This is a genomic window from Catenibacterium sp. RTP21428st1_D7_RTP21428_210409, from assembly GCF_040227455.1.
Taxonomy (GTDB): Bacteria; Bacillota_I; Bacilli_A; order Erysipelotrichales; family Coprobacillaceae; genus Catenibacterium; species Catenibacterium mitsuoka_A.
The window spans coordinates 1-21,288 of record NZ_JBEHVX010000033.1 but is presented as its reverse complement, the minus strand read 5'-3'; the positions used below and the strand labels follow the sequence as shown (position 1 = coordinate 21,288).

The window sequence follows — 21,288 nt, the reverse complement described above, 5'->3', positions numbered from 1 at the left end:
TGTACCGAAGGCTATTTCGGGAATTTACGACTATGAAGTGTACATGAACTTGTGAGTAGATATGATTTCGGTCAATCGAAAGCATACACAATAAAATAGTAAGTAATGTTCGTGAGAACTTACATTATCTCTATGTGAGTATATTTAATCACATTTTGAGTGGCAGACTTACTAGAGGATACTGAACTCTCAAGACAGACATTCTATAATCATTTTCTAGATAAGAATGATCTTATTGCCTATGTTTATGATACAGTGATTGTGAATGAGTTTGATGAAGATATGTCTATTGACTTTAAATTATCACTCACTCAGGCATTAAACAGCTTAAAGAAATATGAAACATTCGTTGAACAAGCCTGTTTAATAGATGGACAGAATTCATTGAAAGAGCATATGCTTCACCATTGTATAGCGTTTGATTTAAAATGGCATGAACATTGTATAGGAGAACCATTATCCAAAGAACTTAAATTTGCGACACTCTACCATACCAATGCCTCTCATAGTATGGTCCTTCAATGGATTCTAGATGGTATGAAAGAACCAGTAGATGAACTTGTAGACAACATCAATCATATGCGTTACTTAGGTTTAAAGGATCTATTGAAAGATCATTCTCCATATAGATAATTACCGCTATTTGTCTACTTATGGATAGAAGTACTTTTTTGTCTTTCGCTATTTATTCTTATATATATTATGATAAGTTCAGGAGGATTGATTATGAAATATACACAGATTGGTTCATTAAAGGTTTCTAAGGTTTGTTTAGGATGTATGGGATTTGGAGATGCATCTCAAGGTATGCATTCCTGGACATTACCTTATGAAGACTCTAAAAATATTATTTTCCATGCCTTAGAATCAGGCATCAACTTCTTTGATACAGCGATGGCTTATCAATCAGGCACAAGTGAAGAATACTTAGGACGTGCTATTAAAGAGTATGGACATCGTGAGGATGTTATTATTGCGACTAAGTATACCCCTAAGAGTGATGATTCTATTGATTCAAGAACATATTTAACTGAGTGTTTGAATAATAGTTTAAGAAGACTACAGACTGATTATATTGATCTCTATATTATGCATATGTGGGATTATCAAACACCTATTGAAGAAACATTAGAAATACTCAATGACTTCATTAAAGAAGGTAAAATCAAAGAAATAGGTATTTCCAACTGTTTTGCATATCAATTAGCAACTGCCAATACTATTGCGAAAGAAAGAGGCTTACAAGGGTTTGTAAGTGTTCAGGGGCACTATAATCTGATCTTTAGAGAAGAAGAAAGAGAAATGAAGCGTTATTGTGATGAACAAGGTATTGCGATGACACCATATAGTGCACTTGCATCAGGACGTCTCGCAAAGCATCCTGGAGAAACATCACAAAGACTTGAAAAAGATAAATATGCGAAAGGTAAATATGATGCATCAAGTGATTTAGATTTAAAAATCATTCAACGTGTAGAAGAACTTGCATCAAAGCATCATGTTTCTATGAGTGAAGTATCATTATCCTGGTTGATGTCTAAAGTAGCATCACCAGTTGTAGGGGCGACTAAACTTAAACATGTTGATACAGCTGTACTTGCGACAGAGCTTGAATTAAGCGAAGAAGAAAAACAATATCTAGAAGAACCATATCAGCCACATCCACTCGTAGGTGTCATGGCAACGAATACTAAATAGTCACATTATTTGTGACTATTTTTGTGTTCTATAGTATAATAAATGAGATGAAGGAGGAGTACTTATGGGACTATTTTCTAGAAAATCAAAGGTGGATTATGACCTTGTATTTAGAGAACAATATAAATCATTAAATCGTGTTCATCAGCAGGCCCGTGATGAATTAGATTACAAAGTAAAAGAATCATTAATGGAGGTTGTAGTAGAAAAATATCGTGAACTATTAGAACTCATTGATAAAGGGGCTAAACAAGATCCTAAACATTTTGAAGCATTAAAAAAGAATGCAGAAGATGAATTACAAACTATTAAGAATATTAATGAAGATGCATAGAGGAGAAAAATATGAAGTTATATAAAAAAGGTGATGACTCCTCTTATACATTGGGTGTCTTTCCTACAATAGAATTATTAGAACATAAACCAGATATTGTGAAAAGAGTGGTTGTACACTCTTCAATAGAAGAAAACAGAGGATATCCTAAAATCAAGGAATTATGTGCATTGCATCATATTCCTATTGATGTTCATGATGCGACAATTAATAAGCTTTCACCAAAGTCTAATTGTTATGCGATTGGGGTATTTAAAACATTCTATGAACCCTTACAGAAGGGGAATCATATTGTATTAGTGAATCCTATGGATATGGGTAATATGGGTACAATTATGCGTACAATGTTAGGATTTGGTTATCAGGACTTAGCTATTATTCGTCCAGCAGTCGATATCTTTAATCCTCATGTTGTTCGTTCTTCTATGGGTGCATTATTCTCTTTACGTATTCATTATTATGAAAGTATTGATGAGTATCTTAAAGAGTTTGGTGATCATCAATGTTATCCATTTATGTTGAAGGGTGCTAAGAATATTCATCAGGTGAAACCTGTAACACCTCATTCACTGATCTTTGGAAATGAATCATCAGGACTCGATGATATTTATATGACATATGGACAAAGCGTCTTTATTCCTCATACGAATGCGATTGATTCACTTAATTTAGCACAGTCTGTCGGTATTGGTTTATTCCACTTCTCACAGGATGCATTTAATAAGCAGGAGGTGCTACGATGAAGTATGATTTTGATACAGTGTATGATAGACATCATACAAACTGCGCAAAATATGATTCAGGTCATACAGATGATCCTGATATGATCCCTATGTGGGTTGCAGATATGGATTTCAAAACATTACCAGATATTCCAGAAGCACTCTCTAAACGTGTGTCAGATGGTATTTATGGTTATAGTACAATCCCAGAAGAATACTTAGAAAGTGTTGTGGGATGGATGGAACGTAGACATGATTTCCATGTTGAAAAAGACTGGATTGTCCCTACACCGGGTGTTGTCACTGCCTTTCATCTTGCAGTAGAAGCTTATACTAAAAAAGAGGAGAGTGTATTGGTTCTTACACCAGTTTATTATCCATTCTATCGTGCTATTAAAAACAATGGTAGACGTATGGTAAGAATGCCTCTTGATCTAAAAGATAACCAATATACACTTGATTACAAAGCATTTGAAACTAAGATTATAGAAGAAAACGTTAAGATGATGATCTTCTGTAATCCACATAATCCAGTAGGTAAAGTATGGACTAAAGAAGAACTAAAAACAATTGGAGATATCTGTAAAAAACATAACGTTTTTGTAGTATCGGATGAAATCCATATGGACTTTGTCTATGCGCCTCATAAGCATGTCGCATTCTATGAAGTAGATCCTGAATATAAGAACTTTTCAATTGTATTAACTGCAGCATCTAAGACATTCAACTTAGCTGCACTTCAGACTTCTGCAGCTATTATTGCAGATGAAAAGCTAAGAAATCAATTTAAGAAAGTGAAGATGAGTCATTCTATTTCTGATCCTACAATATTAGGATTTATTGCGACAACAGTCGCTTATACTAAGGGGGATGAATGGGTGAATCAGCTTCTAGATTATATTAAAGGTAATATGGATTATCTTGATCACTTCCTTAAAACTGAATGTCCTGGTGTATCTTTAATTGATCCACAAGGCTTATATCTTGCTTGGGTGGATATGAGAACACTTGGTATGAGTAATGAAGAACAAGAAGACTTCATGTTAAATAAAGCACATCTTTGGTTAGATGAAGGTTATGTGTTTGGTGAAGAAGGATCAGGTTTTGAAAGATTTAACTTAGCATGTCCTAGAAGTACTTTAGAAAAAGCTTGTTTACAGTTAAAGAAGGCATTAGATGAAAAATCTGCATAGTTTAAGACTTCAGGGATATATCGATGATCTTCCATTAGATTGTGCTTGTGAATATACGAATCTACAATTAAAGAAGTTTCTTCACACCGATATAGCCTATCAACAGACACTTGCAATACGCTTATTAAATAAGCGTATTGGCTATCAAAAAGACTATCAGAAGCAGTTAAAAGAGATGCTTGATGATAATCCTGCTTATTATACAAAGCAGGAAATAGAAGGCTTTTTAAGCCGGATAAATGAAAAAGAAAATAAAGTAAAATAAAAACGTTTACATCTTTTAATTTTTCTAGTAATAGACAAGAAAAAAGAGTATTATGGAAGTATAAAAGAAAAGGAGAGATAATATTATGGGATTAGTTTCCGCAACAGAAATGTTAAAAAAGGCTAAAGCAGGCCATTATGGTGTTGGACAGTTCAACATCAATAACCTTGAATGGACAAAGTCTATTCTTTTAGAAGCACAGGAATTAAATGCACCAGTAATCTTAGGTGTATCTGAAGGTGCTGCAAAATATATGACAGGTTTCACAACTGTAGCTGCTATGGTTAAAGCAATGGTAGAATCTTTAAATATCACTGTACCAGTAGCATTACACTTAGATCACGGTTCATATGAAGGTGCTAAGGCAGCATTAGCAGCTGGATTCACTTCAATCATGTTCGATGGTTCTCATTATTCAATCGAAGAAAACATCGAAAAGACTAAGGAATTAGTTGAATTATGCCATGCTAAAGGTGTATCTATCGAAGCTGAAGTAGGTTCAATCGGTGGAGAAGAAGATGGTGTTATTGGTATGGGTGAAGTAGCAGATCCTAAAGAATGTAAGATGATTGCTGACTTAGGAGTTGACTTCTTAGCTGCTGGTATCGGTAATATCCATGGTGTATACCCTGCAAACTGGGCTGGTTTACAGTTCGAAGCATTAGATGCTATCCAGAAAGAAACTGGTATCTTACCATTAGTTCTTCATGGTGGTTCAGGAATTCCTGATGAACAGGTTAAGAAAGCAATTGGCTTAGGTGTATCTAAGATCAACGTTAACACTGAATGTCAGTTATACTTCCAGAAAGCTACTAGAAAGTACATTGAAGAAGGTAAGGATCAGCAGGGTAAAGGTTATGACCCTCGTAAATTACTTGCTCCAGGTGCTCAGGCTATCAGAGACTGCGTAAAAGACAGAATGGAAGTATTTGGTTGCATCGGTAAAGCTGCTGAATAATTCATTTAAGAGAGAAGCTTAGGCTTCTCTTTTTTTATGCAAATAAAAAGATTCCTACCACAAATGGTAGGAATAACTATGTTAGTTCCAGTAATCTAATTGATCATAATCAGTATAATATGTTGAGGATGCAAGTTTCTTATAATTATTTTTATTCATTTTCGCATATTCTTTTATTTGAGATTGATCACTCTTATTTGATTTAGTCACAAGTACATCTGATTCACTTGATAGTCTATAGAAACGATATGCATCATTCTTTATCACAACAGTATAAGAAGGTGAGCCATAACGTGTTTTACTTTCATCATACTTCTGTATACCATCAGGTAAGTGATCTATAAAATCAACATCCTTTAACTTGCTAGATATAGAAGCTGTTTTATAGAAAGAATAACCTTTCTTCTTTTCTCCACTTACAGTAACTTCTGATAAATAAGAACTAGAACTAGGTACTACAAATACTGCAATAACTGCAATGACTAAACAAACAACAATACTTACAATAATCTTTTTTGATTTCATAGGGTCTCCTTGTATTTATAATATACAAAAATTATAGACTATTATTAAAGTAACTCCAAATATGTTGCACTTGTGTATGTAATGTTTCTGATTATATATCATCCTTTCTTTGGTGTAACATATAGCTTATACAACTGTTGATCACTATTTCTTATTAGAATTCTAACATCAACTATCTGTTACATCAACGCTCAATTTCTATTAATCTTGACTTACCCTATAACCCCCTAGTATACTAGGTATATGTAAAAGGAGGAATAGATGATGATGATATCAACTAAAGGACGTTATGCTTTACGTGTCATGATTGATTTAGCACAGCATGATCGTTCTAAATATATACCATTAAAAGAAATAGCTGCAAGACAGAATATCTCTGAAAAGTATCTAGAAATTATTATTAAATCTTTATCTAAAGAACACTTTGTAGAAGGTTTAAGAGGTAAAGGTGGAGGATACCGTTTAACACATGCTCCAGAAGACTATAGTGTTGCTTCTATTCTTAAGATTACTGAAGGAACATTAGCTCCTGTATCATGTTTAGCGGATGAATGTAATACATGTGAAAGAGCATCTTATTGTAATACATTACCTATGTGGGCTGGTTTATATAATGTGATTACAGACTATTTAGAAGGTGTTTCTTTAAGTGATTTAGTACCTGCTTCATCAAATGGCGATGATTATGTCATATAATCATAAATAAAATCAATTAAATTTAGAAAATACGAAATATTCACAAAAAAAATAATATAAATATAGTTGACTAGTAGGTTTATCACTGCTATAATCCTATTAACCTATCAAACAAATAGGGTTAAGGAGGAAACATACATGTCTAATAAAAACTATCATTTCGAAACACTTGCATTACACGTAGGACAGGAAGAAGCTGATCCAGTAACTGACGCTCGTGCAGTACCTATCTATCAGACTTCATCTTACGTTTTTCATAACTCAGATCATGCAGCAGCTAGATTCGCATTACAGGATGCTGGTAATATCTATGGTCGTCTAACAAACCCAACTGAAGATGTATTCGAAAAAAGAATTGCGGCTTTAGAAGGTGGTGTAGCCGCCTTGGCAGTAGGTTCTGGTGCAGCTGCAGTGACATACGCAGTACAAAACTTAGTGGCTGCAGGTGACCATATTGTATCTGCAGAAAACATCTATGGTGGAACATTCAACCTATTCAAACATACATTTACTGATTATGGTATTGCTACTACATTCGTAGATGCATTAAATCCACAGGCATTTGAAGATGCTATTCAGGAAAACACAAAACTTGTTTATATTGAAACTTTAGGTAACCCAAATTCAGATGTTGTAGACATCGAAGCAATCGCAAAGATTGCACATAAACATGGTTTACCATTAGTTATTGATAACACATTTGGTACACCTTATTTAATTAGACCGATTGAATATGGTGCTGATGTTGTTATTCATTCAGCAACTAAGTTCATTGGTGGTCATGGTACTACTATTGGTGGTGTCATCGTTGATGCAGGTAAGTTTGACTGGGCGGCACATGCAGATAAATTTCCACAGCTTGTTGAACCAAACCCATCTTATCATGGTGTAAGCTTTGCGAAAGATGTAGGAGCAGCTGCTTATATTACAAGAATTAGAGCTATTTTATTAAGAGACATGGGTGCTACTCTTTCACCAATTCATGCTTGGATCTTCTTACAGGGTCTAGAAACACTTTCATTACGTGTAGAAAGACAGGTGGAAAATACATTAAAGGTTGTAGAATACTTAAATAACCATCCACAGGTTGAATCTGTATCACATCCTTCAGTATCTACAGATCCATCTCAGCAGGCATTGTATAAGAAGTATTTCCCTAACGGTGGTGGATCAATCTTTACATTCAACATCAAGGGTGATGCAAGAAAAGCAAAAGATTTCATTGATAATTTACAGTTATTCTCATTACTTGCAAACGTTGCAGATGTGAAATCTTTAGTTATTCATCCAGCTTCTACTACACATGCAGAAATGAATGAAGAAGAATTAAAGCAGGTAGGTATCCAGCAGAATTCTATTCGATTATCTATTGGTACTGAACATATTGATGATATTATTGCAGACTTAGATCAGGCTTTTGCTGCAGTAAAATAACAAATCAGGAGGAGAATTAACATGAGTAAGGTATACACTAGTGCTGACCAGTTAATTGGCCATACACCATTATTAGAATTAACACATTTAGAAAAGAAATATAACTTAGAAGCAAAGGTCATCGCAAAGGTTGAATACTTCAATCCCGCAGGAAGTGTTAAAGATAGAATTGCAAAGAATATGCTTGATGAAGCAGAAAAAGCAGGCAAAATCAATAAAGACACTGTATTAATTGAACCTACTTCAGGTAATACAGGTATTGGTTTAGCTTCTGTTGCTGCTGCAAGAGGTTATCGTATTATTATTGTTATGCCAGAAACAATGTCTGTAGAAAGACGTACATTAATGAAAGCATATGGTGCTGAGCTTGTCTTAACAGACGGAACTAAGGGTATGAAGGGTGCTATTGCGAAAGCAAATGAACTTGCAGAAGGAATTGAAAACAGTTATATTCCAGGACAGTTCGTTAACCCAGCTAACCCACAGGCACACTATTTAACAACTGGACCAGAAATCTTTGAAGACTTAGATGGTCAGGTAGATTACTTTGTAGCTGGTGTAGGTACTGGTGGTACAGTGACTGGTGTAGGACAGTACTTAAAAGATAAGAAACCAGACGTAAAAGTAGTTGCAGTAGAACCAGATTCATCTCCAGTACTATCTACTGGACAGGGTGGTGCACATAAGATCCAGGGTATCGGTGCAGGTTTCGTACCTGATGTCTTAGATACAAAGGTATATGATGAAATCATCCGTGTAACTAATGAAGATGCATTTGCGACTGGTAAAGAAATTGGTCATAATGAAGGTATCTTAGTAGGTATTTCTTCAGGTGCTGCTGTTTATGCTGCAATTGAACTTGCGAAAAGACCAGAAAATAAAGGAAAGACTATTGTAGCCTTACTACCGGATACAGGTGACCGTTATCTTTCTACTCCTTTATTCCAGGATTAATATAAAAGCCAAGGTTTAATCGCCTTGGCTTTTGTTTGCTTGTTCTATTATTTTATTCATTGCTTCTCTAATTACTTCAGATTGTTTAACACCTAGAGTATTGCAGGCATCTCTGAATGCATCTACAAACTCTGCAGGATAAGAACAACTAAGTTTTTTAATATGACTTTTCGCGTATTTTTTCTGTGCTTTATATTTGTCATCCATAATATGCACTCCTTATTTGATATTGATTGAGATGAGGGTAAGCATAATATTAATTAATAATAACCCGCATACAATCTTCTTTCCTGTTTCTGTCATAGTAATTCAACTCCTTTACAATAATCTATTACATTAAAATAGCCATATCAAGTATATTTATTTCTTTTTCAGAAAAATATAGTATATTCTCAATCTATATTATGACATTTAGAGGAGGAAGCAGATATGGAATATTTAGTTTTTGATGTTGGGGGTACTGCGATTAAGTACGCTTTAATGAACGATGGAAATGCTGGAAAAGGGAAGCGTGCCTACACCACTTGATACACTAGAAAACTTCTTAGAAGTAATTAAGAGTATTTATCTAAAAAACAGGCAGAATCCGGAAGTCTTTAGATGAACTCTATGAAAAATGCCTGTGCCTATTCCACAAGTTAAGTTAGTACAATGTAAATACAATAATGATTCTAACCTAATCGGTGCACTTGCAAACTATAAGAAAGTATACTAAAAGAGGCTCAAACGAGCCTCTTGTTTTTATTCTGCTGATTCAGCCACTGATTTCTTTAAATCTTCGATAGCAACTCTAATTCTTCTTAAAGTTTCTTCTTTACCAAGAATATGAGCGATTTCTACAGCACCACCAGGAGTAAATGCCTTATTAGATAATGCAACACGGATAGGCCACATAATACGTCCATTCTTTAATTCATGGCTCTTAGCAATATCCATCATCATATTCATTAATCCTTCGTCATCATTATAATCTTCCCACTTTTCAAGTTCTGGTAAAGATAATTCTAATGCTTCTAAAGAGTTTTCAGGATTAGTCTTCATCTTCTTATGTTTATAGATAGATGCATCAAATGGTAGTGTTTCATTGACGAAGTCCATTAATTCTGGAATATCAGCTAATCTTTCAACACGTGGCTGTAATGCTTTAGAGATTTCTAATGTATTTACAGGAATAGTGATGAAGTCATAGTAAGGAGAAGCCACTTTGTGGAATTCTTCTAATGACATGTTTCTTAAATAAACACCGTTCATCCATTTTAACTTATCAATATCAAAGATAGCTGGAGCTTTAGAAATATGTTCAATGTTGAACTGTTCAATTAAATCATTTAATGAAAGGATTTCTTCATCAGCTGGAGACCATCCAAGTAATGCGATGTAGTTAAGGATAGCATCTTTTAAATAACCCTGTTTTGTTAAATCCTGGTAAGATGCATCACCATTTCTCTTAGATAACTTAGCATGTTCATCCTTCATTACTGGTGGTAAATGGATGTAAGTAGGTCTATCCCATCCATATGCATCATATAGAAGGTTATATTTAGGTGTAGAAGCTAAATATTCATTACCACGTACAACATGAGTAATACCCATTAAATGGTCATCTACAACGTTCGCAAAGTTATAAGTAGGGAATCCATCACTCTTAATTAAGATAGAATCATTTAAAGTAGTACAATCTACTTCAATATGACCATAGATTTCATCATCAAAAGTAGCCTTACCCTTATCAGGAATAGTCTGTCTAATAACATAAGGAACACCTGCTGCAAGTTTTTCATCAATTTCTGCTTGATCGAGCATACGACAAGGATCATAATCATTGTCAGCATCTTTATCACAGAAACAATAATGAGCACCGCCTAGCTCAATAAGCTTTTTAGCATATTCATGATAAATAGGAAGTCTTTCAGACTGGATATAAGGTCCACAATCTCCTGGCTTATCTGGTCCTTCATCCCAGTTAAGACCAGTTTCAGTTAAAATATCATAAATTAACTGAGTTGCACCTTCCACTTCACGGTTCTGGTCAGTATCTTCAATTCTTAAAATAAAGTCGCCACCCTGATGTTTAGCGATTAAATAACAGTATAAAGCTGTTCTTAAATTACCGATATGCATGTACCCTGTAGGGCTTGGTGCAAATCTTGTACGAATTTTTGTCATTTTTCTCTTTACATCTCCTAAAATATATGTATAATATAAATTGCTGTTGGGGTATAGCCAAGCGGTAAGGCAGCAGACTCTGAATCTGCCATTTCACTGGTTCGAATCCAGTTACCCCAGCCATTTTTTTTATACAAACAAACATTTTTAAAAAGAAAGCTTTGCTTTCTTTTTTTATTCACATAAAAAAATGGTAGTCCGTAGGGGGTTCGAACCCCTGAATGCTTGGATGAGAACCAAGTGTGTTGACCACTTCACCAACGGACCATGTGGTCATAGTATATCATGTTTTTTTTAAAAGTAAAATATTCTTTTATTAAAAAGGATTATTTACTTTCTGTTTTCTTTGTGATTTTCAGTAAAATACTATATAATGAATTCGTCGAGATAAATACCAATATTTTGACTTTAACTTATTAACTATTAACTTAAAAGTTTTTTAATATATATACATAAATTTTAAATAACCTTAATGAAAGGATTGAATAGAAATGGCAGAAGAAGTAATTGCTATTGAAGGTGGACATAAACTTAATGGAACAGTGACTATTTCAGGTGCGAAGAATGCAACTGTAGCGCTTATTCCTTCTATTGTATTATCAGATGAACCAGTTGAAATTTATAATGTACCAGAAATTTCCGATGTTGATGCGCTAACTGTATTATTAGAAGAATTGAATTGTGTTGTTGAAAGGGATATATCCGTAGGTGAAATCGGTGTAGACCCAAGAAATATGAAAAATATACCACTAGTAAGTAGTGCAGTTGATAAATTAAGAGCGTCTTATTATTTTATGGGTGCATTACTAGGTAAATATAAAGAAGTCACTATTAGAATGCCTGGTGGCTGTTATTTAGGACCTCGTCCTATTGATCTTCATTTAAAAGGATTTGAAGCATTAGGTGCTGATATTAATTATGATGAAGAAACAGGAACATATCATTTAAAGGCTGATGAACTTATTGGAACTGAAATCTATCTAGATTTCGCTTCTGTAGGTGCTACTATCAATATTATGTTAGCTGCAGTTAAGGCTAAAGGTCGTACTGTTATTGAAAATGCAGCTAAGGAACCAGAAATCATTGATGTTGCAAACCTTCTTACTAAGATGGGTGCGAGAATCCGTGGCGTTGGTACAGATACTATTACTATTGATGGTGTAGAACATATGCATGGTGCATATCATGAAATTATTCCTGATCGTATTGAAGCAGGTACTTTCTTGATTATTGCAGCAGCTATTGGTGAAAAGATGGTTATCCAGAATATTATTCCACAGCATTTAGATGCGCTTATTTCTAAATTAAAGGAAATGGGCATTAAGATGGAAAAGATTGGCGATAGCATTGTTGTATATGGTAATGATGGAAATTTAAAGCCTGTTGAAGTAAAGACACAGATTTATCCAGGATTTGCGACTGATTTACAGCAGCCTTTAACAACCCTATTGACTCAGGGTAATGGACAATCTAAAGTGTCTGAAACTATTTATAAAGAAAGATTTAAGCATTGTGCTCAGCTTAATAAGATGGGAGCAGATATTGAATTAGGTGAAGCGTGTGCTTATATAAAAGGCAAGACACCTCTACATGGTGCAAGAGTAATGGCTACAGATTTACGCTGTGGTGCGGCTCTTGTGGTGGCTGGTTTAATGGCAGAAGGTAAAACAGAAATTACAAATGTCTACCATATTGACCGTGGTTATGATAATATAGACCACAAGCTCATTACATTAGGAGCACACATTACTCGTTATATGATTGACGATTAATGTTGATAGGAGGAGAAGCTATGAGTGACAAGTTAAAAGTTGGTATTTTAGGTGCGACTGGTATGGTTGGACAGAGATTTAATACTCTTCTAGATAACCATCCATGGTTTGAAGTGACTACACTTGCAGCAAGTAAGTCTAGTGCGGGAAAGACTTATGAAGAAGCAGTAAAAGGCAGATGGAAAATGGATACACCTATTCCTGAAGCAGTCAAGAACATTGTCGTAAAAGATGTTGCAGATGTAGAAGACATTGCGAAAGAAGTTGATTTTGTATTCTCAGCAGTAAATATGAGTAAAGAAGAAATCAAAGCAATTGAAGAAGCATATGCAAAAGCAGAAACACCTGTTGTGTCAAACAACAGTGCACACAGATGGACACCTGATGTTCCTATGGTTATTCCAGAAATCAACCCAGAACATTATGCTGTCATCGAAGATCAGAGAAAGAGACTTGGAACTAAGAAAGGTTTTATCGCAGTAAAGCCTAACTGTTCAATCCAGTCTTATACACCTTGCTTAGCAGCATGGAAGGAATTTGAACCAACAAAGGTTGTAGTAAGTACATACCAGGCTATTTCTGGTGCTGGAAAGACTTTTAAGGAATGGCCAGAAATGGTAGGGAACATCATTCCTTTAATTAGTGGGGAAGAAGAAAAGTCTGAACAGGAACCATTAAAAGTATTTGGTCATATTGAAAATGGTGAAATCGTTAAAGCTGAAGGACCTATTATTAGTGCCCAGTGTATTCGTGTACCAGTATTAAATGGTCATACAGCAACTGTTTCTATTAGTTTCAATAAGAAGCCTACTAAAGAAGAATTAATTGATCGTTTAAATAACTTCGAGGGACAGCCACAGGAGTTTGAGCTTCCACATGCACCTGAACATTTCATCAGATACATGGAAGAAGAAGACCGTCCACAGGTTACATTAGATGTAGACTATGAAGGTGGTATGGGAGTTTCTATTGGTAGACTTAGAGAAGACAACATCTTCGATTATAAGTTTGTAGGTTTATCTCACAACACTTTAAGAGGTGCTGCAGGTGGTGCTGTTGAAAGTGCTGAAATGTTAACAAAATTAGGTTATATTACTAAGAAATAAATTTAAAAAAGCTATTGTATTTCAATAAAAAATGATGTACAATACACTAGCAACTTACTTTGAAGTAGCAAATATTTCAAGGCGGAAGGAGATAAGACAATGAGAGCTGGAATTCATCCAAATTACAAAAAAGTAAAAGTAATCTGCACATCATGTGGTAACGAATTCGAAACTGGTTCAGTTTTAGATGAAATCCGTGTGGATACTTGTTCAAACTGTCATCCATTCTACACTGGTAAACAGAGATTTGCGAGTGCTGATGGTAGAGTTGAAAAATTCAATAAGAAATACGGTCTTAAATAAGACGCAAGAACCTGTTCTACAGGTTCTTTTTTTTATGTAAAAAAGATGTCAATACATTGTATTGACATCTACTTATGATATGTTTCATTCTTCATAATCTTAAATGCACGATAAATCTGTTCTACAAGAATCAAGCGCATTAATTGATGTGGAAAAGTCATTGGTGAAAAAGATAATTTAAAGTCAGCTCTTGTAAGAACATCCTCTCCATGTCCTAAAGATCCACCAATCACAAATACAATAGTAGAATAACCATCAATCATCTTCTTCTCAATATATTGACTAAAAGCCACTGAATCCATCTCACGTGAAGCTACATCTAATAAAATCATAAAATCATTCTGTTTCACATGATCAAGAATCTTTCTTCCTTCCTTACTCTTTACAAGTGTCTCTTCTGCAAGTGAAGGGTTATTAGGTATCTTTTCATCAGGGACTTCAATTAAATCAACATGGGCATAAGCACCAAGTCTTTTTACATACTCCTGTACACCATCTCTTAAATATTTCTCTTTTAACTTACCTACAGTAATAATCTTAATGTTCATATTTTCCTCCAGAAACAACAGATGTTTGACTTGCTGCTTTGATCTTCTCTTGATCAAATGTCATCTTTTCTTCATCAAATATAGAATAATAAGTTTCTAACGCCTTTTCTTTTGTATTGGCATCCTGTGATAAATGGGCTAGTACAATCTCTTTCGTATTCTCACCAATCACATCACACATTAAATGAGCACTATATTCATTATTTAAGTGTCCTGTATCTCCCATAATTCTATTCTTTAAAGAAAAAGGACGACGTGTAGCCATCAACATTTCTATGTCATGATTAGATTCTATAATATAATAATTCAAGTTGTGAATAAGCTCTTTATTCTTCTGTGATACATAACCTGTATCTGTCATATAGAGAAGTGTTTCATCACCCTTGAATATAAATCCAATAGGATTAGTTGCATCATGTGAAAGACGTAATACATACACATCTATATCACCAAATGTATAACTTGTATAAGGAACAAGTTCATGATCCTCATCTAGATCCTCTATATTCCCTTTTGCGGTATATACCATTTTTTTATCAAATATATGTATATTTTTATTATGATCTGTATGATCATGGGTTAATAATACATAATCTATATCATCTATTGTATATCCAATTTCTTTTAATCGATAGACAAGCTGTTTCTTTGAGATACCACAATCTATTAAAATACCTGTAGTTTTTTCTACAATAAATGTGCTGTTTCCTTTAGAACCACTTGCTAAAACATGGTATTCCATAATCCACCTCTTTCCCATGCATTATAGCACATCTCATTATTTACTATAAAGTTTCTTACATATTCTTTTAAACTTGTGATAAAATAAACTTATAGAAGGAGGTTTTGTCTTATGCCTAAAATTATTACAATCGCAAGAGAATATGGTTCTGGAGGACGTATCATAGCACAGAAAGTAGCCGATCTTTTAGGACTTGTTTATTACGATAATCAGATTATTGATTTAGCTGCTCAGGAACTCGGATTTGATATTGAAACAATTAGGAAAGCAGCTCAGGAAAAGAGTTCAGGATTCCTTTATGGAATGGCTGGAGGAACTTTCCAGATGCCTCTAAATGATCAGGTTTTCGCAACACAATCTAAAATCATTCGTCATCTTGCAAATAACGATTCATGTATCATAGTAAATGGATGTGCTGATTATATTCTTGAAGATTATGATAAAGTATTAAGAGTCTTTGTCCATGCACCTCTTGAATCACGCATTAAGAGAGTAGAAGAAGAATATAAAGAAGAGCATGAGAATACAAAGAAGTATGTCATCTCAAGAGATAAGAAGAGATCTAACTACTATAATTACTACACAACAAATAAATGGGGTCAGTTAAAGAATTTTGACTTAACTATTAATAGTGATTATGGTTTAGATGAAGCTGCTGAAATTATTGCGGAAATGTATAAGAAATTATAATAATAAGAAGCTGTAATAGATGATCTATTACAGCTTTTACTATTAGAGATTGAATAAATATGTTAAAATAAGGCGAAATCAAATAAAGGAGAATAATCATGGAAAAAATCTTATTTGAAATTGAAATGCAGGATGGCAATGTAATGAAGGGTGAATTATATCCTGAAGTAGCACCTATTACTGTAGAAAACTTTGTGAACTTAATTAAAAATAACTTCTTTGATGGCTTAATCTTCCATCGTGTTATCCCAGGATTCATGATCCAGGGTGGTGGATATGATACTGATATGAAAGAACATCCAGCAGCATCTATCAAGGGTGAATTTGCATCTAATGGTGTGACTAATAATCTAAAGCATACAAGAGGTGTTTTATCAATGGCAAGAACAATGGTTAAGGATTCTGCTTCATCTCAGTTCTTTATCATGCATGCTGATGCACCACATCTAGATGGTGACTATGCTGCTTTTGGTTTAATTACTGAAGGATTAGAAGAAGTAGATAAGATTGCGAATGTTAAAAGATCACCTTGGAATGATATGCCTAATGAACCACAGGTTATCAAGACAATGAAATTATTATAAAAAAATGTTGCGAAATATTGAAATATTGATACAATTATATACTGACAGTAAATCTAGGCTATTCTTTATGAATAGCTTTTTTGTTGTCAGTTATGAATCAATGCCCAAAAGTATATTAATGAAATTGACACATTATCAAGACATTCTTTAGAAATAATACTAAAATGGTAGTATTTTCTTGTGAATTTTTGTATAATGTTTACGTTTAAGAAAGGAGGCGCCGTATGAAGGAAGGTATACGTAAAGAGTATAAAAAACAATATGATGCATCAACAAAGAAGATTGACATTGTTGATGTTCCAGAATTCAATTTCATCATGATTGATGGAATCGGTAATCCTGAAGTAGAAGAGTTCCACTTAAAATCAAAAGCTCTTCGAATCATGTCAGCAGAAATTAGAGAGTATTTTAAACAGGAAAAGAATCTTGTTTATCTTATTTCACCGCTAGAAGGATTATGGGACACCTATGATAATTCAAAGTTTGACGTTACTCGTAAGAAGATGATTAAGTTCACTTTAATGATGGCACAACCAAAGCTTCTAGATCCGAATACATTTGAAATTATTAAACAGAAAGCTGCTAACAAGAAGGATAATCCTTACATTGTAGATATATATCTTAAGAGGATGACAGAAGGACATTGCGTACAGATGCTACATAAGGGTGCTTATAATACTGAAATCAATACAACTAAGCAGATTATGGAATTTATTACTATTCAAAATATGCGTTTAGAAGGATTCCATCATGAAGTCTACTTAAATGATTATGAAAAGACACCAAGTGAAAAACTGAAAACAATTGTTCGTTATGCAATTGCAGAAAATGGAGAAGGAGCTTTCTAGCTCCTTCTTTTTTAAGGAGAAAAATATGAAATATGTATCATGGAATGTGAATGGCATTCGTGCCTGTTTAAAAAAAGGTTTTTTAGAAAGTTTTGAATCATTGAATGCTGATATTTTTGCCTTACAGGAAACTAAGGCGCAAAAAGATCAGATTGAATTAGATATCCCAGGTTATACACTTTATACTAATGATGCTCTTAAGAAGGGGTATAGTGGAACGGCTGTACTTACTCGAATAGAACCACTATCAGTATCTTATGGAATAGGAATAGAGGAACATGATCAGGAAGGAAGAGTCATTACATTAGAGTTTGAAGACTATTATTTTGTAACATGTTATACGCCTAATTCTAAAAAAGAGCTTGCTAGAATTGATTATCGTATGGAATGGGAAGATGCTTTCCTTGCCTATTTAGATGCTCTTAATAAGCCTGTCATCCTTTGTGGTGATCTCAATGTAGCTCATCATGAAATAGATTTAAAGAACCCTTCATCCAATCATCATAATGCAGGTTTCTCTGATCAGGAACGTAATAAGATGACAGAACTTTTATCTCATGGCTATATTGATACATTCAGATATCTTTATCCAGATAAGAAAGATGCTTATACATGGTGGAGCTATATGTTTAAATCAAGAGAAAGAAATGCTGGATGGAGAATTGACTATTTTATTGTCTCTGATTCATTGAAAGAGAGAATAAAAGAGAGTTTAATATATAGTGACATACTGGGCAGTGATCACTGCCCAATCGGATTGGAGATGGAATAAAATGAAACTAATGATCATATCAGATATACATGGTTCTTATAATGACCTAGAAAAGGTGATGCACTACTTTGATGAAGAGCAGCCAGACCGTTTAATCATCCTTGGTGATATTTTATATCATGGTCCTAGAAATGACTTACCAGAAGGGTATGCACCTAAAAAGTGTATTCCTCTATTAAACAAATATAAAGATAAGATACTTGCAGTAAGAGGTAACTGTGATGCAGAAGTAGATCAGATGGTTTTAGACTTCCCTATGAGAAGTGATTATGCATTACTTAATGTAGACGGACATGATTTCTATATTACTCATGGACATTTATACAATAAAGACAATATGCCTTATTTAAAGAAGGGTGATGTATTCCTTTATGGACATTATCATGTTCCAGTATTTGAAGACCATGGCTTCTACACAGTGAATCCAAACTCTATTTCTTTGCCAAAACAAGGTGTAAAGAGTTTCTTAGTTTATGAAAATGAAACATTCACACTTTATAATTTAGAACATAAAGAGATTTGGTGTAAAAAAATTACAAAATAAGAATTATACAGTGCATTCTTTTTTAAAGTATGGTATTTTTAAGTAAGGAGGTGGTTTTGTGGCAAAGTATAGAGATATTGCAGATGCAATTAGAGAGAAGATTAAGTCGGGAGAATATACTTCGGGCCAGAAACTTCCTTACGAATACTTGTTATGTGTTAATTACCATTGTAATAAAGAAACGATGAAGAAGGCTTTGGAGATTCTAGTAAAAGAAGGTCTCATTATTCGTCGCCGTGGAGCAGGTACATTTGTGAAAGAACTCAATGTATCTGAAAACAATGAAACTGTCCGTATGCGCAGTCTTTCTATGCGTTTTGAAGGACATGATGTAACTTCGGATATTAAAGTATTTGAGGTTATACCAAGTGATAAGAAAATAGCGGAAAAGCTACAGATAGATGAAGGAGACTTTGTTTATCATATTATTAGAAATCGTTCTGTTGATGGAAAACCTTATTGTGTAGAAATTACATATATTCCACTATATCGTTTAGTTAACTTGAAAGCAGATGTCCTAAAGGATTCATTGTATAAATATGTAATCAATCAGTTACATATGACGGTTCAGAGTTGTCACTTAAAGATCACATCAGCACTGTCTACAATACTCGAACAGTCATTCTTAGGACTAGGTGAAGGGGAACCTTATATCCAGGAAGAACAGACAACATACCTTTCTAATGGCTCTGTATTTGAGTTGACATTCAATCGTCGACACTATGCAGACTTTGAATTCCAAACCGTCATTGTAGAACAATAACTAAGAGAACTATATGTTATGGTTCTCTTTTAATTTTACCATTTATTTATAAGTAGCAAAAACATGCAAAGAATATAACTGTATTAATAAATTTAAATTTTTATTTTATGAAAAAATAATTTAAAGTGTGCTGAATGAAAAATCCCTTGAATTTCTCAATATAATTTCTATTTTTTAGACGTAAAAATACGGTCTTGTCAATTAAAGATACCATATTTTTTCTAATGTAACCGTTGACAATTGGCTTTTTATCTGTATACTACGACTTGTCGAAAAAATTAAGGGAGGAAAATTTATGGACGCTTTTGCTGATAAGCTAGGACGTGTCGGTGCTTGGTGTGGTCAGAATAAGTACTTGAATGCAATCAAGAATGCATTCCAGAACTTTATGCCAGCTACAATCTCAGGTGCCGTTGGTGTTCTTTGGACAAACGTTTTAGTAAACGAAACAACCGGTTTAGGTGCTTTATGGTCTCCAATTATGGCTCTTAAAGTTCTTAACCCAATCTTTGCTGCTATGCAGTATGCTACAATCTCATGTATTACTATTGGTATTACTATGTTACTTGCTTCTGAAATTGCTGAAGCAAATGGTGAAACTGGTGCTTACCCAGCTGTATTAGGATTCATCTTATGGATGATGGTAACTCCAACTTCATTTGCTGCAAAAGATTTATCTGCTTCATTCATCGATAAAGCTGGTAAATCTCATGGTTATACTTTAGGTGATTTTATCAACGTAACAGGTGCGGCTGCTAAAAATAAGATTACAGCTGATAGCTTTACTTACAGTGGTATCTTATCTAACTATACTGCCGCAACTGGTTTATTCACAGGTCTTATCGTTGCAATCGTTGGTATGGAACTTTACAATATGTTCCGTAAGAATGATGCATTAAAGATCAAGATGCCAGAACAGGTTCCACCTGGAGTTGCTCGTGCATTCGAAGTATTAATCCCAACTTGCTTAACTGCAATCGTTGTTGGTGCTGTTGGATTAGTATGTCAGTTAGCTACTGGTGCTGAATTAAACGCATTTATCTTCAACGTTGTTCAGAAACCATTACAGAGCTTAATTGGTAACAATATCTTTGCAGTTGCTATTCTTTATGTAATTATCTCATTATTCTGGTGCGTAGGTATTCATGGTAACAACATGGTTGCTGCTGTTAAGGAACCAATCTTCAGACCATTACTATATGCTAACACAGCTGCATATACTGCAGGTGCTGCTCAGAAGGACATTCCATATGTAATGAACTTAACTATGTTACAGATGTTTGGTGAATTCGGTGGTTCTGGTGTTACTATCGGTTTAGTAATCGCAATTCTTGTCTTCTCTAAACGTGAAGATAACAGAACAATCGCTGGTATCTCAATCGTTCCAGGTTTATTCAACATCAACGAAACTATGACATTTGGTATCCCTCTAGTATTGAACCCAATCCTAGACATTCCATTTATCTTAGCTCCAGTAGTTACACTTGTTGTAGGTTATCTATTAGTTTCTAGTGGATTCTGTCCTAAGATCGTACTTGAAGTACCTTGGACAATGCCACCAGTTATCCTTGGCTTCTTAGCTACAGGTGGTAGCCCAATGGGTGCAATTTCTCAGTTAATCGTAGTTGCTATTTCAGTAGTTGTTTATGTTCCATTCTTAATTGCCTACGA

The 21,288-nt window shown here is 34.2% G+C and carries 25 protein-coding genes and 2 tRNA genes; 21 read left to right on the top strand and 6 right to left on the bottom strand.

Translation table 11 applies throughout. From position 1 onward, the window contains the following. The first annotated feature begins 159 nt into the window (after positions 1-159). From ABUA27_RS06500 to fba, 7 genes are all read left to right on the top strand, one after another. On the top strand, positions 160-633 hold the full coding sequence (locus ABUA27_RS06500; protein ID WP_129981561.1) for a TetR/AcrR family transcriptional regulator: 474 nt from the start codon (positions 160-162) through the stop codon (positions 631-633). 93 nt (positions 634-726) lie between these two features. Beyond that, positions 727-1,698, top strand: coding sequence for an aldo/keto reductase (locus tag ABUA27_RS06495; RefSeq protein ID WP_129981562.1), 972 nt, complete (start codon positions 727-729; stop codon positions 1,696-1,698). Positions 1,699-1,762: 64 nt separating this feature from the next. Beyond that, complete coding sequence (locus tag ABUA27_RS06490; protein WP_022425984.1) at positions 1,763-2,032, top strand: hypothetical protein; 270 nt, start codon at positions 1,763-1,765, stop codon at positions 2,030-2,032. Positions 2,033-2,043: 11 nt separating this feature from the next. Beyond that, positions 2,044-2,775: a TrmH family RNA methyltransferase gene (locus ABUA27_RS06485; protein ID WP_006507102.1), complete on the top strand. Its 732-nt coding sequence runs from the start codon at positions 2,044-2,046 to the stop codon at positions 2,773-2,775. Further along, positions 2,772-3,947 (top strand): MalY/PatB family protein, encoded by a 1,176-nt coding sequence (locus ABUA27_RS06480; RefSeq protein WP_287846000.1) that lies wholly within the window; start codon positions 2,772-2,774, stop codon positions 3,945-3,947. Before ABUA27_RS06485 ends, ABUA27_RS06480 begins: the two co-directional genes overlap by 4 nt. Then, positions 3,931-4,212 carry a hypothetical protein gene (locus ABUA27_RS06475; RefSeq protein ID WP_281073172.1) on the top strand — a complete coding sequence of 94 codons (282 nt, stop codon included), beginning with the start codon at positions 3,931-3,933 and terminating at the stop codon, positions 4,210-4,212. The genes ABUA27_RS06480 and ABUA27_RS06475 overlap by 17 nt, the downstream gene beginning before the upstream one ends. 85 nt (positions 4,213-4,297) lie before the next feature. Next, complete coding sequence (gene fba, locus ABUA27_RS06470; protein ID WP_006507099.1) at positions 4,298-5,170, top strand: class II fructose-1,6-bisphosphate aldolase; 873 nt, start codon at positions 4,298-4,300, stop codon at positions 5,168-5,170. Positions 5,171-5,251: 81 nt separating this feature from the next. Here the strand turns inward: fba and ABUA27_RS06465 are convergent, their stop codons facing one another. Continuing rightward, positions 5,252-5,695: a hypothetical protein gene (locus tag ABUA27_RS06465; RefSeq protein ID WP_129981566.1), complete on the bottom strand. Its 444-nt coding sequence runs from the start codon at positions 5,693-5,695 to the stop codon at positions 5,252-5,254. Positions 5,696-5,956: 261 nt separating this feature from the next. On the opposite strand from ABUA27_RS06465, the gene ABUA27_RS06460 reads away from it, so the two are divergent. The 3 genes from ABUA27_RS06460 to cysK all read left to right on the top strand — a co-directional run bounded on the left by ABUA27_RS06460 (position 5,957) and on the right by cysK (position 8,779). Beyond that, a complete protein-coding gene (locus tag ABUA27_RS06460; RefSeq protein WP_502879686.1) occupies positions 5,957-6,391 on the top strand; it encodes an RrF2 family transcriptional regulator in 435 nt (144 codons plus the stop codon). 138 nt (positions 6,392-6,529) lie between these two features. After that, complete coding sequence (locus tag ABUA27_RS06455; RefSeq protein WP_129981567.1) at positions 6,530-7,825, top strand: O-acetylhomoserine aminocarboxypropyltransferase/cysteine synthase family protein; 1,296 nt, start codon at positions 6,530-6,532, stop codon at positions 7,823-7,825. 21 nt (positions 7,826-7,846) lie between these two features. Beyond that, complete coding sequence (gene cysK, locus ABUA27_RS06450; protein WP_288834804.1) at positions 7,847-8,779, top strand: cysteine synthase A; 933 nt, start codon at positions 7,847-7,849, stop codon at positions 8,777-8,779. Between the two features lie 15 nt (positions 8,780-8,794). Here cysK and ABUA27_RS06445 read toward each other — a convergent pair whose 3' ends face one another. After that, a complete protein-coding gene (locus ABUA27_RS06445; protein WP_287846008.1) occupies positions 8,795-8,986 on the bottom strand; it encodes a hypothetical protein in 192 nt (63 codons plus the stop codon). A gap of 534 nt (positions 8,987-9,520) precedes the next feature. Continuing rightward, on the bottom strand, positions 9,521-10,945 hold the full coding sequence (gltX, locus tag ABUA27_RS06440; protein ID WP_117458912.1) for a glutamate--tRNA ligase: 1,425 nt from the start codon (positions 10,943-10,945) through the stop codon (positions 9,521-9,523). A gap of 47 nt (positions 10,946-10,992) precedes the next feature. Here gltX and ABUA27_RS06435 point away from each other — a divergent pair. After that, positions 10,993-11,068, top strand: a tRNA-Gln gene (locus ABUA27_RS06435). A gap of 68 nt (positions 11,069-11,136) precedes the next feature. Here the strand turns inward: ABUA27_RS06435 and ABUA27_RS06430 are convergent. Then, a tRNA-Glu gene (locus ABUA27_RS06430) sits at positions 11,137-11,212 on the bottom strand. A 224-nt stretch (positions 11,213-11,436) separates the two neighbouring features. On the opposite strand from ABUA27_RS06430, the gene murA reads away from it, so the two are divergent. The 3 genes from murA (at position 11,437) to rpmE (ending at position 14,126) form a co-directional block, all read left to right on the top strand. Then, a complete protein-coding gene (murA, locus tag ABUA27_RS06425; RefSeq protein WP_129981570.1) occupies positions 11,437-12,717 on the top strand; it encodes a UDP-N-acetylglucosamine 1-carboxyvinyltransferase in 1,281 nt (426 codons plus the stop codon). A 20-nt stretch (positions 12,718-12,737) separates the two neighbouring features. Beyond that, positions 12,738-13,823 (top strand): aspartate-semialdehyde dehydrogenase, encoded by a 1,086-nt coding sequence (asd, locus tag ABUA27_RS06420; protein ID WP_349820429.1) that lies wholly within the window; start codon positions 12,738-12,740, stop codon positions 13,821-13,823. 99 nt (positions 13,824-13,922) lie between these two features. Beyond that, on the top strand, positions 13,923-14,126 hold the full coding sequence (gene rpmE, locus ABUA27_RS06415) for a 50S ribosomal protein L31 (protein WP_006507087.1): 204 nt from the start codon (positions 13,923-13,925) through the stop codon (positions 14,124-14,126). Between the two features lie 68 nt (positions 14,127-14,194). Here rpmE and rlmH read toward each other — a convergent pair whose 3' ends face one another. Together rlmH and ABUA27_RS06405 are read right to left on the bottom strand one after the other, a co-directional pair. Beyond that, positions 14,195-14,674 carry a 23S rRNA (pseudouridine(1915)-N(3))-methyltransferase RlmH gene (gene rlmH, locus ABUA27_RS06410; RefSeq protein ID WP_129981572.1) on the bottom strand — a complete coding sequence of 160 codons (480 nt, stop codon included), beginning with the start codon at positions 14,672-14,674 and terminating at the stop codon, positions 14,195-14,197. After that, complete coding sequence (locus ABUA27_RS06405; protein ID WP_129981573.1) at positions 14,664-15,416, bottom strand: MBL fold metallo-hydrolase; 753 nt, start codon at positions 15,414-15,416, stop codon at positions 14,664-14,666. Before ABUA27_RS06405 ends, rlmH begins: the two co-directional genes overlap by 11 nt. A gap of 111 nt (positions 15,417-15,527) precedes the next feature. On the opposite strand from ABUA27_RS06405, the gene ABUA27_RS06400 reads away from it, so the two are divergent. The 7 genes from ABUA27_RS06400 to ABUA27_RS06370 all read left to right on the top strand — a co-directional run. Next, positions 15,528-16,106 carry a cytidylate kinase-like family protein gene (locus ABUA27_RS06400; RefSeq protein ID WP_022425970.1) on the top strand — a complete coding sequence of 193 codons (579 nt, stop codon included), beginning with the start codon at positions 15,528-15,530 and terminating at the stop codon, positions 16,104-16,106. Between the two features lie 98 nt (positions 16,107-16,204). After that, on the top strand, positions 16,205-16,690 hold the full coding sequence (locus ABUA27_RS06395; protein ID WP_022425969.1) for a peptidylprolyl isomerase: 486 nt from the start codon (positions 16,205-16,207) through the stop codon (positions 16,688-16,690). A gap of 224 nt (positions 16,691-16,914) precedes the next feature. Continuing rightward, complete coding sequence (locus tag ABUA27_RS06390) at positions 16,915-17,538, top strand: GyrI-like domain-containing protein (protein WP_129982278.1); 624 nt, start codon at positions 16,915-16,917, stop codon at positions 17,536-17,538. A 25-nt stretch (positions 17,539-17,563) separates the two neighbouring features. After that, positions 17,564-18,310 (top strand): exodeoxyribonuclease III, encoded by a 747-nt coding sequence (locus tag ABUA27_RS06385; protein WP_129982279.1) that lies wholly within the window; start codon positions 17,564-17,566, stop codon positions 18,308-18,310. Position 18,311: 1 nt separating this feature from the next. After that, entirely contained in the window at positions 18,312-18,854 is a 543-nt protein-coding gene (gene yfcE, locus ABUA27_RS06380) for a phosphodiesterase (protein WP_117460089.1), read from the top strand. A 58-nt stretch (positions 18,855-18,912) separates the two neighbouring features. Continuing rightward, positions 18,913-19,617, top strand: a complete 705-nt coding sequence (locus ABUA27_RS06375) for a GntR family transcriptional regulator (RefSeq protein WP_022425965.1) — start codon at positions 18,913-18,915, stop codon at positions 19,615-19,617. A 295-nt stretch (positions 19,618-19,912) separates the two neighbouring features. Beyond that, positions 19,913-21,288: PTS sugar transporter subunit IIC (locus ABUA27_RS06370; protein WP_349820428.1), on the top strand; the 1,376-nt coding region annotated here is incomplete at its 3' end.